The organism is Bradyrhizobium sp. 215_C5_N1_1, assembly GCF_052075935.1.
Classification (GTDB): domain Bacteria; phylum Pseudomonadota; class Alphaproteobacteria; order Rhizobiales; family Xanthobacteraceae; genus Bradyrhizobium; species Bradyrhizobium barranii.
This window is the reverse complement of record NZ_CP197228.1, coordinates 7,088,518-7,102,072: the sequence shown is the minus strand read 5'-3', so window position 1 is coordinate 7,102,072 and position 13,555 is coordinate 7,088,518. Positions and strand designations below refer to the sequence as shown.

Below are 13,555 nucleotides of genomic sequence, written 5' to 3'. Positions count from 1 at the left end.
CTGCACGCTCGTCATTGAGCGCGCTGAGTTGGGCTATTTGGAGTTCACGACCACCGAGCTGATGTTGTCCGCGTTGGCGGTTGCCGCGTTCAGCGGGGCCATGAGCTTGATGAATTCGATCGACGGCGATTCCGCCACCGAGATCACGTCGTGATCGCGCATCCTGAACGTATCCGCCTGGAACCAGCCGTCCGGCTTGCTCATGTCGAACTTGTAGACGGCAGGGACCGACTTGGTCGGGAACTGGGATACGGCGATGCCGATCTTCTCCAGCAGCGGCTTGGGCTCGAAACGGTAGACGTAGATGGACTTGGAGTCCGCACGGGCGCCGTCGAGACCGCCTGCCTTCGCGATGGCTTCAGCCAGCGACATGTTGTCGTTCTCGAATGTGAAACGACGGTTGTTGGTGCCGCCGATCGATCCCGGAGACGGCGTCGAACCGAACACCATGTAGACGCGCGGAATGCGGGTCAGGAAGACGACGTCGCCTGGAGCGAGCAGCGCGTCCTCGTTGGGGTTGTGCACGACCGAGGACATCGTCTCGCTGTAGGTGCGGCCCTCGCGCTTGATCGTGATCGTGCTCTCGTAGGACGGATATTTCGGGCCTCCGGCGCGCGCGATCGCGCCCATCAGGCGAATCCCGCCCGGATCGACCGGGAAGCGGAGGGGCGAGTTGACTTCGCCGAGCACGCTGATCTGGTTGCCGCGCTGTTCGGCCACGCTCACGACGGCCTGCGGATCGATGGCGCGGTCCTTGAGACGCTCGCGGATGATGTTCGAAACGGCGCGCGGCGTCAGCCCTGCGACCTTGATCGATCCGGCGTAGGGGATGTTGATGTTGCCGGACTGGTCGACCTGCTGGCGCGGAATGTCCACGAAGTTGCCCGGCCGCACGCCTGCTTCGCGCGGAATGAACAGGCCGCCTGCCTGCGCTTCATATACGGTCACGGTGACGATGTCGCCGATGCCGATGGTGACGTCGCGGTAGTTGCCGCCGGGGAGGCGGGAGAACACCATTCCGGCGGAGTCCGTGAACGCGTTGGTCGCCTGCAGGATCGCCGGATTGACCGGCATCAGGGCATAGGCGAGCGGCGCGGTCGGCTCGGTGATCAGCGCTGCATTTGTTTGCGTCGCGACGGCATCAGGAGCGTCTAACGGAATGAAGCTACCGCAACCCGTCAAGGAGAAGCTGATCGCAGCAGCGGCCAGGATTCGGCTAATACCGAAATCAAAATCAAAACGTTCGGTCTTAGCCACCACTATTCCCTCGCACTCATCTAAAATCGGAATCACCGTACAAATCCCGTGCTGCGGAGTCACTGCTACGTCTTCGACTTTATGGTAAAGCACTTGTGGCTGTGACCTTATTGCCACTTGTGAACGCGGATACACGCCGAAATCTCTGTCCAAAATTTGTGCGGAACATCCTCTTAAATAAGCAGTTCGCAAACCATACATACACGTGTCAGGTCGATGTCACGATTGAGACTGCGATCGAACCAATGAGCAGCGCGCGGCGACGGACATGCAGATGCGACGGCATTGTCGCGAGATGACATCGCCATGAACTTCAAGTGTTGGATCCCGTCCTGAGTGATCCTGCGTTGTGTTTTCGTCGTCCTGCGGCGGGCATGGCGCCAGAGCGGACGTTCTCGCCGGGTCATCGGACCAATGTTTCTGCGACGGGATTCCACCTCCGTTAACGCTTAGATTTGGAAGCTGGCGTCACGCTGGCGTCCGTAAGGTCTTCCTAATCCTGATCCGGCTAGTGGTCGGCCAAACAAAAGGAAGGCGAAGACGATGTTGCACACCGGATCACTGCTGTTCGCGGCCGGCTTTCTCACCTGCGCGATGATCGTCGCGTCGGCCATTGCGTGGTCGTTCTCCGATAAACGCGTGAATGACGGCGAGTTCGCGCAGGGCGATGCCCGCCGGCTGGCCTGATCAGCCGGTCGCTACGATCGCAGATTGTTCGGGAAATCGGACTGCAACTTCGCTTGCTGCCCGGATTCGCTCATCCGCACATGCACGACGTCGGCATAAACCTGACTAAGCGTGCGGTGGGTCTGCTCGATGTCGTAGAGGCGGGTGAAACGCTCATATCCGGCACGGCCGACCGCAGCCAGGTCGAGCCTGGTTGCGCGTTGAAAACCTTCAACCAGCTTTTCGGCCGAGACTTCGTCGCACAGCACGCCCGTCGCATTGTCTTCGACGATTTCCGGCAGGGCTCCGATGCGGAAGGCAATGATCGGCTTGGCCGCCCGCATCGCCTCGATGGCGACCAGGCCAAACGCCTCCCAGCGTGAGGGAATCGCGACCATGTCGGCCTGGTCGAGCTCGGCCTCGATCTGGTTGCGGTTCATCCAGCCCAGAAAAGAGACGTTGGCGGGCAGATCGCTTCTGCGGAATTTGCTGACGACCGAGGCGCCGATCAGGCGCACGTCGAGCTTGTCTCCGAGTGCGCGCGCCGCCTCGATCAGGAGATCGTAGCCCTTCTGACGGTCGAGACGCCCGATGAAGAGGACCTTGATCTTCTCCGACCGCCATTGCGCTGCGCCCTTGTCGAGCGCAGGACGCTGCTTGGAAATCCCGTTGTGCACAAGAACCAGGCGATTCGCCGCGATTCCGACCTGCTTGGCGTCGGCCTGCTCGCTTTCCGAGATGCAGACGATGCGATGGGTGAATTTCGACAGCACGAGCTCGGTGAACTTCGTCACCTCGCGGCTGAGGCGGCCGGTTTCGCGGCCGAAGGCCCAGCCGTGCGGGCAATAGACGATGCGCGAGCGCCGATAGGTGAGCCAGAGCACCGGGCGCACCACGAGCCCGGCGAACGACGAGTGCAGGTGGATGACGTCAGGACGAAGCTGCCGGACTGCGCGCATGGTTGCAAACAGCATGCGAAACAGGCCGACCGCGTTGCGTCCGTCGCGCGGAAAAGTGGTGACCGCGTCGTCCTCGATGTTCACCAGGTCGCTGCGATGGTCGGAGGGAACGACATAGTTGACGTTGCCGGGGCCGAAGCTCGCGCTCTGGTGCGGATGCAGCTCGTTGAGGTAGGTCGCGATGCCGCCACGGACCGTTTCGGCGACATGCAGAATCTTCAGGCCGCTGGACAACGGTCATTCCTTCCTTGTCTTGAAGGCGCCAGATACTGGAGACGCCGGATCTTGCAGGCGCACGTCTAACCTCGCTAAGCAGCAATAATCGGGCCGCGTCATTGTTTCGCACGGTCGGATGTGGATCGGGATGCCGGTTTGGCGAGGAATTCGAGCATCGCTGCGGCGGACTTGGCCCAGGAATATGTCATAAGGCGCTGCCGCTGCTTCTCCTGTTCCACCGGCGAGATCCTGCCGAGTTCAATTCTTTCGCGCATCCGTGCCGACAGCTGGTCCGCGTTGAGCGGATCGAAATAGACGGCGGCATCGTTGCAGGTCTCGCGCACGGCATCGGCGGAACTCGCGATCACCGGACAGGCGAAGAACATCGCCTCCAGGGGAGGCACGCCGAATCCCTCATAAAGGCTCGGAAACACGAATGCGGCGGCCCGGGAGAACAGCGCGGCAATCTCCTCGTCCTTCAGGCGCCCGGCGATGACGACGCCGGCCCTCGATTCCGCGGCCGCGCCCCCGAACACCTTGTTGTTATCGCCGCCGACCACGATCAGCGGAAAATCGGCGCGGCCAAGCTGCTCGGCGGCGCGAATGGCCGTATCGACATTCTTGTTCTTCGTCATCGAGCCGACGAAGAGGAAGAATTGATGGGGCGCAAGACGCAGCTTGTCGATGATCGAGAAGTCGGGCGCGACGGTCGCAAAATGTTCCGCGCTGTTCGCAATGACGGGGATCGAAGCCGGATCCAGCGACAGCACCTCGGCAAGTTCGTTGCGTGAAAACGCCGAAACTGTTGCGATCGTTGCCGTGCGCGCCAGCAGATGGCCGAGCGTCCGGTGCAGGGCGAGGTAGCGCCAGCTGAAGAAGTCCGGCCGCCGGAAAACCTGCGCGTCGTGAATCACGACGAGATGGTCGCGGTGGAGTACGGGGCCGGAATTGGCGAGACTGACGAGACGGGTGCCGGCCGCGGCGCGCGCCAGATCGATCTGGTCCCACGCGTGCCCCTGCAAAGATCCGATCTGCTTGATGGCAATGCGGCGAAGACCTGGAAGCGTCTGCGCATTCGGCGGCGCAAGGATTTGCCACTCTGCATCCAGCAGTTGCTGCGGAGCCTCTCCGCTCGCGAGCAAGCGGTCCATCGCCTTGACGATCTCGGCGGCGTAGCGCTGCACGCCCGTGAGCGATTGTGACAGGAACCTGCCGTTGATGGAGAGTTTCAAAGTCGATCTTTTTCTTTGCGGGTTCTTGCGCGAATAATGCCCGAAGACTGAGCATCAGGCGCCGAATATACGTCCTATGACGTCTAGCACATGTGGCGCTATCGTCCGAGCATCCTTGCAGGCGGATAGCATGCGATGGTGCATGACGCCATCATGTTTCCTACACATTTCGATGCGCTTGCATGGGCGGACTGATTTGATGATTGTCGTGACTGTCCAAACCTTGCCTCTCATGTCCTGGTCTGGCAATGCTCCGCGGAATGAACGAGATGACAACTTTGCGGCCAGTGATCGTTACCGGTGCTGCCGGCTTTATCGGAATGCATGTTTGTGAACGGCTGTTGGCACGTGGCGAGCAGGTCGTCGGCATCGATGCAATCACTCCGTATTACGATCCCGCGCTGAAGCGTGCGCGTCTCGCAACGCTCGAACACCATCCAGGGTTCAAATTCCACAAGATCGATCTCGCAGACTTCGCCGCCGTGACGCGCGTCTTCGACGAGGTCTCGCCCGATCGCGTCGTGCATCTGGCGGCGCAGCCCGGCGTGCGCGCGTCGATCGACGATCCCATCACCAGCATCCGGGCCAATTGTGACGGCTTTGTCACCGTGCTCGAAGCCGGCCGGCGCCATGGTCTGGCGCATCTCGTCTACGCCTCGTCGAGTTCGGTGTATGGCGCCAACCGCACCTTGCCGTATTCGACCGAGCATTCGGTGAACCATCCGGTCAGCCTTTACGCCGCAAGCAAGAAAGCCAACGAGCTGATGGCGCATACCTTTGCGCATGTTCACAAGCTGCCGGTGACCGGGCTTCGCTTCTTCACCGTCTACGGCCCGTGGGGCCGGCCCGACATGGCCGCCTATCTGTTCACGCGCGCGATCTTCGCGAATGAGCCGATCAGGATTTTCAATAAAGGCGACATGTGGCGCGACTTCACCTATGTCGACGACATCGTCGAAGGGGTGATCCGCACCCTCGATCGGCCCGCGGCGCCGAATCCCGCGTGGAATGCCGAGCGGCCGGAAAATTCGTCGAGCTATGCGCCGTATCGCGTCTACAACATCGGCAACAACAGGTCGGTCAACCTGATGGAGTTCGTCGAGACGCTCGAGAAGATCATCGGCAAGCCGGCGATCCGCCAGCTGTTGCCGATGCAGGCCGGCGACGTCCTGGAGACGCGCGCCGACATTTCCGCGCTCCAGCGCGACGTCGGCTTCTCGCCGTCCACGTCGATCGCGGATGGCCTCGGCCGCTTCGTCGAATGGTATCGGAAGTACCACGGCGTCTGATCCCGCGGGCGACGGCACCTGCGTGTCGCCCGGGAATGCCGGCTCTTAAGCCGGTTCTTGCGCTGGTTCTTGCGCTTTTGACCGCCGGCGGCCTTGTCAGCGGGCGCGAACGGTGGTTATCCCGTCCCTCTGAACCTCTTTGACCCCGAACCAGGCGCGGGCCCATGGCTGAGCGGATCGCTCTCATCACCGGCGTGACCGGTCAGGACGGCGCCTATCTCGCCGAATATTTGCTGTCGCTCGGCTATGTCGTGCACGGCGTCAAGCGGCGCTCGTCCTCGTTCAACACCGCGCGCGTCGATCACCTCTACCAGGACCCGCATGTCGGCAACGTGCCGTTCCTGATGCATTACGGCGACATGACGGATTCGACCAATTTGATCCGCCTGGTGCAGCAGATCCGGCCGACCGAGATCTACAATCTCGCAGCCCAAAGCCACGTCGCCGTCAGCTTCGAGAGCCCGGAATACACCGCCAACGCCGACGCCATCGGCGTGCTGCGCCTCCTGGAAGCGATCCGCATCCTCGGCATGGAGAAGGAGACGCGGTTCTACCAGGCCTCGACCTCCGAGCTCTACGGCCTGGTGCAGGAGATCCCGCAGAAGGAGACGACGCCGTTCTATCCGCGCTCGCCCTATGGCGTTGCAAAACTCTACGGCTACTGGATCACGGTGAACTACCGCGAAGCCTACGGCATGTTCGCTAGCAACGGCATCCTGTTCAACCATGAGAGCCCGATCCGCGGCGAGACCTTTGTGACCCGCAAGATCACTCGCGGCGTCGCGCGTATCGAGGTCGGGCTGGAACAGACGCTCTATCTCGGCAATCTCGAAGCCAAGCGCGACTGGGGCCATGCCAGGGACTATGTCGAGGGCATGCACAGGATCCTGCAGGCCGACAAGCCCGACGACTTCGTGCTTGCCACCGGCGAGATGCGCTCGGTGCGCGAGATGGTCGAGCTGTCCTTTGCGCATGTCGGCCGCCGCATCGCCTGGCGTGGCAAGGGCGTCGAGGAGACCGGCGTCGACGAGACGAGCGGTAAGACGGTGGTGAAGATCGATCCGACCTATTTCCGCCCGACCGAGGTCGATCTCCTCGTCGGCGACGCCAGCAAGGCGCGCGAGGTGCTCGGCTGGACGCCGAAGCGCAGCTTTGCCCAGCTCGTCGAGGAGATGATGATGAGCGACCTGGCGGAGGCAAAACGGGATGCGGCCAGTGGCAAACGCACCGTTTGAGCTGAGGGGCAAGAGCGTCTACGTCGCCGGCCATCGCGGCATGGTCGGAGCCGCGCTGGTGCGCCGGCTGGCGCGGGAGGACGTCAACCTCGTCACGGTCGACCGGCGCGAGGTCGATCTCTGCAACCAGGCCGCCGTGTTCGACTGGTTCGCCAGGACGCGGCCGCAAGTGATCTTCCTCGCCGCGGCCAAGGTCGGCGGCATCGTCGCCAACAACACGCTGCGTGCCGAGTTCATCTACGACAACATCGCGATTGCCGCGAACGTGATCCAGGCCGCGCATCTCAACGGCGCCGAGAAGCTGATGTTTCTGGGCTCGTCCTGCATCTATCCGAAGCTGGCGCCGCAGCCCTTGCGCGAGGATTCCGTGCTATCAGGCCCGCTGGAGCCGACCAATGAGCCCTATGCGATTGCCAAGATCGCCGGCATCAAGATGGCGGAGGCCTATCGCAGCCAGTATGGCAGCGACTTCATCAGCGTGATGCCGACCAATCTGTACGGCCCCGGCGACAATTATCACCCTGAATTGAGCCACGTCGTCGCCGCCCTGATCCGCCGCTTCCACGAGGCGAAGGTTTCGGAAGCAAAGAGCGTCATCGTGTGGGGCACCGGCACGCCGCGGCGCGAGTTCCTCTATGTCGACGACATGGCGGATGCCTGCGTGCACCTAATGAAGACCTATTCGAGCGCGGAGCTGGTCAACATCGGCACCGGCGAGGACATCACCATCGCCGAGTTCGCGCGCGTCGTGGCCGCCATCGTCGGCTACAGCGGCGAGATCAGTTTCGACACCTCGCGTCCCGACGGAACGCCGCGCAAGCTGCTCGACGTCAGCCGGCTCGCCAAGCTCGGCTGGCGCGCGACGACCTCGCTCGAGGACGGCGTGAGACGCGCTTACGCGGCGTATCTCTCGCATACGTAGAATGCAACCAATGCATGTCGCGTATTTCAGGAGATGACCGCAACGCCTGTCACGCGCGGCGGTTAAGGTTTATTCGGTTCGCGAAGCAACCTGCCCTAATGTTGGGCGTGCGGCCGGATACAGAAATGGTCTAGGGTGTTCAGTGGAACATCCGTCTTCAACGGAAAGAGTTTTTCATGCGAATCGCGATGATCGGAACGGGCTATGTGGGACTGGTGTCCGGAGCCTGCTTTGCGGATTTCGGTCACGACGTCACCTGCGTCGACAAGGACGAGAAGAAGATCGCGGCGCTTCATCGCGGCGAGATTCCGATCTACGAGCCCGGCCTCGACGAGCTGGTCGCGACCAATGTGAAGGCCAAGCGGCTCGACTTCACCACCGATTTGTCGAAGCCGGTCGCGGACGCCGATGCCGTCTTCATCGCGGTCGGCACGCCCTCGCGCCGCGGCGACGGTCACGCCGATCTGTCCTATGTCTACGCCGCCGCGCGCGAGATCGCGCAGTCGCTGTCGGGCTTCACCGTCGTCGTGACCAAGTCCACCGTCCCGGTCGGCACCGGCGATGAGGTCGAGCGCATCATCCGCGAGACCAACCCTGCGGCCGACGTCGTCGTCGCCTCCAACCCCGAATTCCTGCGCGAGGGCGCTGCGATCCGCGACTTCAAGTATCCCGATCGCGTCGTCGTCGGCACCTCCGACGAGCGCGGCCGCAAGGTGATGGGCGACGTCTATCGCCCGCTGTCGCTGAACCAGGCTCCGCTGATGTTCACGGCGCGCCGCACCGCCGAGATGATCAAATACGCCGCGAACGCCTTCCTCGCGACCAAGATCACCTTCATCAACGAGATCGCGGACCTGTCGGAAAAGGTCGGCGCCAACGTGCAGGAGGTCGCGCGCGGCATCGGCCTCGACAACCGCATCGGCACCAAGTTCCTGCATGCGGGGCCCGGCTTCGGCGGCTCCTGCTTCCCGAAGGACACCAAGGCGCTGATCAAGATCGCGCAGGACTATGACGTGAGCCTGCGCATCGTCGAATCCGTGCTGGCCGTCAACGAGAACCGCAAGCGCGCGATGGCGCGCAAGGTCAGCCAGGCGCTCGGCGGTAGCTTGCGCGGCAAGACCATCGCCGTGCTCGGCCTCACCTTCAAGCCCGACACCGACGACATGCGCGATGCGCCGTCGATCCCGCTCGTCACCGGCCTGATCGACATGGGCGCGACGGTCAAGGCTTTCGATCCCGTCGGCATGGAGCAGGCCAAGGGCGAGCTGCCGAACATCACCTATTGCGAGGACGCCTATTCCTGCGCGCAAGGCGCCGATGCGCTCGTCATCGTCACCGAATGGGTGCAGTTCCGCGCGCTCGATCTCGGCCGGCTGAAGGCGGCCATGACCCAGCCCGTCGTGGTCGATCTCCGCAACATCTACCCGCCCGAAGAGATGCAAGCCGCCGGCTTCACCTACGAGAGCATCGGGCGATCGTCCCAGGCCTAAGCCAGTCGTTTGAAGTTCGGGTTCGCCCGCCTCATCCTGGGGCGGGCGAAATCGTTTCTGATGCGTTATGATCCGGTCGCATCAGGTCGCCGCGTTTGGCCTCGTTGCCGCGATGGAGATTGTCATGACCGACGACACGCACACGATCCGCAGTGGCGGGCTCACCGCGACCATCAAGGCACACGGCGCCGAGCTGTGCTCGTTGAAGAACGGCAGCGGTGTCGAATTTGTCTGGCAGGCAGGGCCGGCCTGGCCACGCCACGCGCCGCTGCTGTTTCCGATCGTCGGGCGTCTCGCCAATGACGAAATGCGGCACCGGGGCAAGACCTACCGGATGACTCAGCACGGTTTTGCGCGCGACAGCCGGTTCGCGTGGGTAGAGCGCGGCGAGAACCGTTGCACCCTGGCGCTCGAAGACAGCGAGACAACGCGCGCGCTCTATCCGTTCGCATTTCGCCTGACCGCCACCTATGCGATCGACGACGCTGGTCTCGATCTCTCGCTCACGGTCGTGAACACTGGCAAGGAGACATTGCCGGTGTCGCTCGGTGGCCATCCCGCCTTCAACTGGCCGCTTCAGCCTGGAATGTCGAAGGAGAGCTACGCGCTGACGTTCACGAACGAGGAGCCGTCTCCGGTTCGCCGTGTCGAGGGCGGACTCCTGCTCGCGGCAACGGATCCGAGCCCCGTCAGAGGCACCGTGCTTCCTTTGTCGGAATCCCTGTTCACCAATGACGCCGTCATCCTCGACCCCGTCAACAGCCATGCGGTCCGCTATGCGGCCGGGCAAGGGGGCGGGCCCTGGCTCAAAATGTCATGGCGCGGCTTTCGCGAGCTCGGCGTCTGGTCGAAACCGACAGGCGCGCCGTTCCTCTGCATCGAGCCGTGGCGCGGCTATGCCAGTCCCGTCGGTTTCGAAGGCGAGTTCAGCGACAAGCCTGGTCTGATGCACATCGCGGCCGGCGCGAACGAAGAACTGTCGTACCGGATCGAGGTTGGATCGTCCTGAAACCGGACGGCGCATCGCGCAGTCCTCAGACCTCGATTCGCGTGAGATCCTCGCCGAGCACGACGGGACCCGAATAGTCCTTCCTGACGTCCGCGAGCAACGCATCCAGCATGGCATCGTCGGTGCGCGGACGGTGATGGGTCAGCGCAAGCTTCTTGACGCCGGCCTTGGCTGCGATCTTGCCGACCGTATCGCCGCAGGCGATCGTGTATTTCGCGAGCCGGCGGAGATGGTCGTTGTTGATTTCAGGTGTTGCGAGAAAGCAGCACTGCACCAGTAGGTCGGCTCCTTCAGCCAGCCGCTCGAGACCGGGGCAGGGGACCGTGTCGCCGGAGATCGCGATGACCTTGCCCTCGGCTTCGAAGCGGAAGCCGAGACACATCCAGCGCGCGAGAAACGCCGGCGACATGTCGAGACCGTCGCCATGTGAGACGAGCTCGGCGCTGATCTTCCAGCGACCGGTGTCGAGGACGGGGCCGGGAATGATGTCCGTCGCGACGACCGGCTTCCATCCGCCAAAGGTCGGCTCGCCCTGATCCCGCCAAGCGATGTCCTTGTCGTAGACCTGTGTGATCAGCGTGTTGACGAGCCGTTCGGTATCGGGCGGACCGTAGATGCGCAGATCGTCCTTGCGCCCATGCATCCACGAATTCAGCATCACATCATAGAGGTCGCCGATGTGGTCGAAGTGGTGATGGGTGAGAAAGACCGTGTCGATGGCGCCGAGCGGCACGCCGGCTTTGTGGAGCTGCACCATGACGCCGCGGCCCGCGTCGAACAGGATATTCTCCTCGCCGAGCCTGATCAGCGTGGTCGTCGCCATGCGGCGCGGGTCCGGGCGTGGGCCGCCGGTGCCGAGCAGTATGACTTCCATGGCGCCTACTCCAGCGTGAAGCCGGTCGATCTGATCACGCCGCCCCAGCGTGTCTGAAGATCGCTCGTGGCGTACTTTAGATTCGAAGGCGTCAGCTAGACAAGTCGCGCGTCAGTGCAGACCGGCCACAGTGGCCGCGATGGTTGGCCGGATCGTTGACCGGTCCGATCCCGCGGACGTCAGGCGATGCGCAAAATCCTGCGCGCGCCGCTCGACCAGATGCCAGGTGGCGCGTGCGACGAGATAGCTGAGCGCGGCGGTGACGGCATAGGCGATCAGCAGCGAGACCAGTCCGTCCGTAAGCGGCCAGATCTGGCGCAGGCCGTAGATCACCGCGAAGTGCGACAGGTACATCGAATAGGAGTTGCGGCCGAGCGCCTCGATCGGCCGGCAGCGGATCGCGAGGCGGATGCAACCTGCAACCAGCGCGCCGAGCACGAGGTTGATCATCAAATAGTTGAATTCATGCGAGCCGGTCGCGCGGTCGGCGATGAAGGACAGCGCGATGAAGGCGGCAAAGATCGCGGCATCCGACTTCGCAAAGCCGTCGCGCAGCGAGAAGAACAGCGCGCAGCCCACGAGGAAGACCGGCAACTGGTTCAGGAAGCTGATGTGCAATGCGTTCCACACGAACGCTTCGTGGCCGGGACCATAATAGGCCGAGAACAGTGCGAAGGCCCACGGCTTGAACAGGCAGACATTGACGAGATGCAGCGCGATCGCGAGCGCAAGATAGAGGTGGCGGCGAGATCCGAAGGCCGTGATCACGAAGGGGAACACGAGATAGAACGTCATTTCCGCCGCGATCGACCAGTCGCCCGGCACGACGCTGTTGACGCTGTCCGGCCAGAAGCCGTGCAGGAATGTCGCGGTCAGGATCACCTGGAGCGGTCCGATGCCGTTGGGCGCGTTGTAGCTGGGACCCGTGCCGTTGACGGCGAGGTAAACCGGGATCGCGAGCCAGAACAGCGGCGCGATGCGCAGGAAGCGCCGGATGTAGAATTTGCGCGTCGGGTCGGTTTCGGTGCGCTGCGTCCACATCAGGCACATCGTCATGGCGCTGACGAAGTAGAACACGTTGACGCCGGTCCAGCCGCACATGAAGGCGAAGTCGAGGGCGTGGATCTTTGAAGGAAAGGATTGTGAGACGTGGATCGCCATCACGCCGACGATGGCGAGGCCGCGCAGGACGTCGAGCGTGTGAGAACGGCCGAAAGGCGTTGCACCTTGCTCGGTTCGTTCGGCGGCCAACCGGGCCTGCCCCTGCATCACGCCTGCTCCGTGGTTTCGCATCTGCAAGCGGAGACCATAGAGGCGCGGCCGGCTGTTTCGAAGCCGAAGCCTTTCTTTACGTTAACCAGCGGTTGAGTCTGATGCCGAATGTACGGGATCGGCGGTGTCGAGGGGGCTGGTCGTCGCTCGCACGCGCCACGCCGGCATGATGATGCGCGCGATGAGAATTGTGGGGCAATTCATACTTAATACGCCAATACCATGACCAATATTGTTCGGGCAGCACAACACGCCTAGTATTCCAGCAGGCAATCTCGGGGGCTCGAATAAGTCGTGAATGTTCGTTCACAGGACAGTGCGCTGCGCGACGACTTGAACTTTCAAGCCGCGCCACAAGCACACAGGACATCCAACAACGTGGTTGATTCCGCACGTCAGGAATTGAGGCCTGCCGGCCGCGAACGGCTGATCGTCGTCGAAGACGATCCCGTGACGCGGACGATGCTGGTCGGCTATTTCAGCGAGAACAATTTCGACGTGGTCGGCGCCGGCTCCTGCGCGGAATGCCGCCAGGCGCTGCGCTCGCGCACCGATCTCGTCTTCCTCGACGTGCAGTTGCCTGACGGCGACGGCTTCGAGCTCGCCAAGGAGATCCAGGCGACCAGCAACGCGGGCATCATCTTCGTGACGCGCCGCGACACCGACGTCGATCGTATCCTCGGCCTCGAGATCGCCGGCGACCATTACGTCACCAAGCCGATCAATCTGCGCGACCTGCTCGCGCGCGCGCGCAGCGTGCTGCGGCGGCGCTCGATCGACCGCAAGGCCGCGCGCAACCACAATTCGATCGCCTTCGGCGACTGGATCATCGACCTGACCCGGCGCGAGCTGCTCGGCAGCGACGGCAAGCCGGTGGCGTTGACGCGCGCCGAGTTCGATCTGCTCGCGGCGCTGGTCGGCGCCGACGGCCGGCCGCTCAGCCGCGACTATCTGATCGAGGTCGTCAGCAACCGCCAGGCCGAGGTCGATATCCGGACGGTCGACGCGCTGGTGGCGCGGCTGCGCCGCAAGCTCGTCGGCAGCGGCACGCCCGTGATCGCGACCGTCACCGGCGTCGGCTACAAGCTCGCGCTCAGCGAGCGGCTCTAGCCTTATCCGTCGAAAGATCCGATC

Annotated in this window: 12 protein-coding genes; 7 read left to right on the top strand and 5 right to left on the bottom strand. The window is 63.0% G+C overall.

Going from position 1 to position 13,555, the window contains the following annotated elements; all coding sequences use genetic code 11:
* Positions 1-33 precede the first annotated feature (33 nt).
* A complete protein-coding gene (locus AB7G19_RS34020; RefSeq protein ID WP_245344124.1) occupies positions 34-1,257 on the bottom strand; it encodes a polysaccharide biosynthesis/export family protein in 1,224 nt (407 codons plus the stop codon).
* 543 nt (positions 1,258-1,800) lie between these two features.
* On the opposite strand from AB7G19_RS34020, the gene AB7G19_RS34015 reads away from it, so the two are divergent.
* Positions 1,801-1,944, top strand: coding sequence for a hypothetical protein (locus AB7G19_RS34015; RefSeq protein WP_166084269.1), 144 nt, complete (start codon positions 1,801-1,803; stop codon positions 1,942-1,944).
* Between the two features lie 11 nt (positions 1,945-1,955).
* Here AB7G19_RS34015 and AB7G19_RS34010 read toward each other — a convergent pair whose 3' ends face one another.
* Both AB7G19_RS34010 and AB7G19_RS34005 read right to left on the bottom strand, forming a co-directional pair.
* Positions 1,956-3,116 (bottom strand): glycosyltransferase, encoded by a 1,161-nt coding sequence (locus AB7G19_RS34010; RefSeq protein WP_081369340.1) that lies wholly within the window; start codon positions 3,114-3,116, stop codon positions 1,956-1,958.
* Positions 3,117-3,214: 98 nt separating this feature from the next.
* Positions 3,215-4,330, bottom strand: coding sequence for a glycosyltransferase family 4 protein (locus tag AB7G19_RS34005; protein WP_085402129.1), 1,116 nt, complete (start codon positions 4,328-4,330; stop codon positions 3,215-3,217).
* Between the two features lie 269 nt (positions 4,331-4,599).
* Between AB7G19_RS34005 and AB7G19_RS34000 the strand changes: the two genes are divergently transcribed.
* The 5 genes from AB7G19_RS34000 (at position 4,600) to AB7G19_RS33980 (ending at position 10,275) form a co-directional block, all read left to right on the top strand.
* The gene (locus tag AB7G19_RS34000) at positions 4,600-5,619 is read left to right on the top strand and encodes an NAD-dependent epimerase (RefSeq protein ID WP_038960118.1); all 1,020 of its coding nucleotides are present in this window, start codon (positions 4,600-4,602) and stop codon (positions 5,617-5,619) included.
* Positions 5,620-5,783: 164 nt separating this feature from the next.
* Positions 5,784-6,854: a GDP-mannose 4,6-dehydratase gene (gene gmd / locus AB7G19_RS33995; protein WP_354113356.1), complete on the top strand. Its 1,071-nt coding sequence runs from the start codon at positions 5,784-5,786 to the stop codon at positions 6,852-6,854.
* Positions 6,835-7,776, top strand: a complete 942-nt coding sequence (fcl, locus tag AB7G19_RS33990; protein ID WP_439034216.1) for a GDP-L-fucose synthase — start codon at positions 6,835-6,837, stop codon at positions 7,774-7,776. Before gmd ends, fcl begins: the two co-directional genes overlap by 20 nt.
* Before the next feature lie 176 nt (positions 7,777-7,952).
* Complete coding sequence (locus AB7G19_RS33985; RefSeq protein WP_166084326.1) at positions 7,953-9,266, top strand: UDP-glucose dehydrogenase family protein; 1,314 nt, start codon at positions 7,953-7,955, stop codon at positions 9,264-9,266.
* Between the two features lie 124 nt (positions 9,267-9,390).
* Entirely contained in the window at positions 9,391-10,275 is an 885-nt protein-coding gene (locus AB7G19_RS33980) for an aldose 1-epimerase family protein (RefSeq protein ID WP_085399131.1), read from the top strand.
* Positions 10,276-10,300: 25 nt separating this feature from the next.
* On the opposite strand, the gene AB7G19_RS33975 is transcribed toward AB7G19_RS33980, so the two are convergent.
* Both AB7G19_RS33975 and AB7G19_RS33970 read right to left on the bottom strand, forming a co-directional pair.
* The gene (locus tag AB7G19_RS33975) at positions 10,301-11,149 is read right to left on the bottom strand and encodes an MBL fold metallo-hydrolase (protein WP_085399125.1); all 849 of its coding nucleotides are present in this window, start codon (positions 11,147-11,149) and stop codon (positions 10,301-10,303) included.
* Between the two features lie 111 nt (positions 11,150-11,260).
* The gene (locus AB7G19_RS33970; RefSeq protein WP_085399124.1) at positions 11,261-12,418 is read right to left on the bottom strand and encodes an acyltransferase family protein; all 1,158 of its coding nucleotides are present in this window, start codon (positions 12,416-12,418) and stop codon (positions 11,261-11,263) included.
* 297 nt (positions 12,419-12,715) lie between these two features.
* Between AB7G19_RS33970 and AB7G19_RS33965 the strand changes: the two genes are divergently transcribed.
* Complete coding sequence (locus AB7G19_RS33965) at positions 12,716-13,531, top strand: response regulator transcription factor (protein WP_063979731.1); 816 nt, start codon at positions 12,716-12,718, stop codon at positions 13,529-13,531.
* Positions 13,532-13,555: the final 24 nt, after the last annotated feature.

Excerpts from the sequence above, each read along its gene's own strand:
- AB7G19_RS34015 (WP_166084269.1), top strand. The coding sequence starts at position 1,801 with ATGTTGCACACCGGATCACTGCTGTTCGCGGCCGGCTTTCTCACCTGC.
- AB7G19_RS34000 (WP_038960118.1), top strand. The coding sequence starts at position 4,600 with ATGACAACTTTGCGGCCAGTGATCGTTACCGGTGCTGCCGGCTTTATC.
- gmd (WP_354113356.1), top strand. The coding sequence starts at position 5,784 with ATGGCTGAGCGGATCGCTCTCATCACCGGCGTGACCGGTCAGGACGGC.
- AB7G19_RS33985 (WP_166084326.1), top strand. The coding sequence starts at position 7,953 with ATGCGAATCGCGATGATCGGAACGGGCTATGTGGGACTGGTGTCCGGA.
- AB7G19_RS33980 (WP_085399131.1), top strand. The coding sequence starts at position 9,391 with ATGACCGACGACACGCACACGATCCGCAGTGGCGGGCTCACCGCGACC.
- AB7G19_RS33975 (WP_085399125.1), bottom strand. The coding sequence starts at position 11,149 with ATGGAAGTCATACTGCTCGGCACCGGCGGCCCACGCCCGGACCCGCGC.
- AB7G19_RS33970 (WP_085399124.1), bottom strand. The coding sequence starts at position 12,418 with ATGCAGGGGCAGGCCCGGTTGGCCGCCGAACGAACCGAGCAAGGTGCA.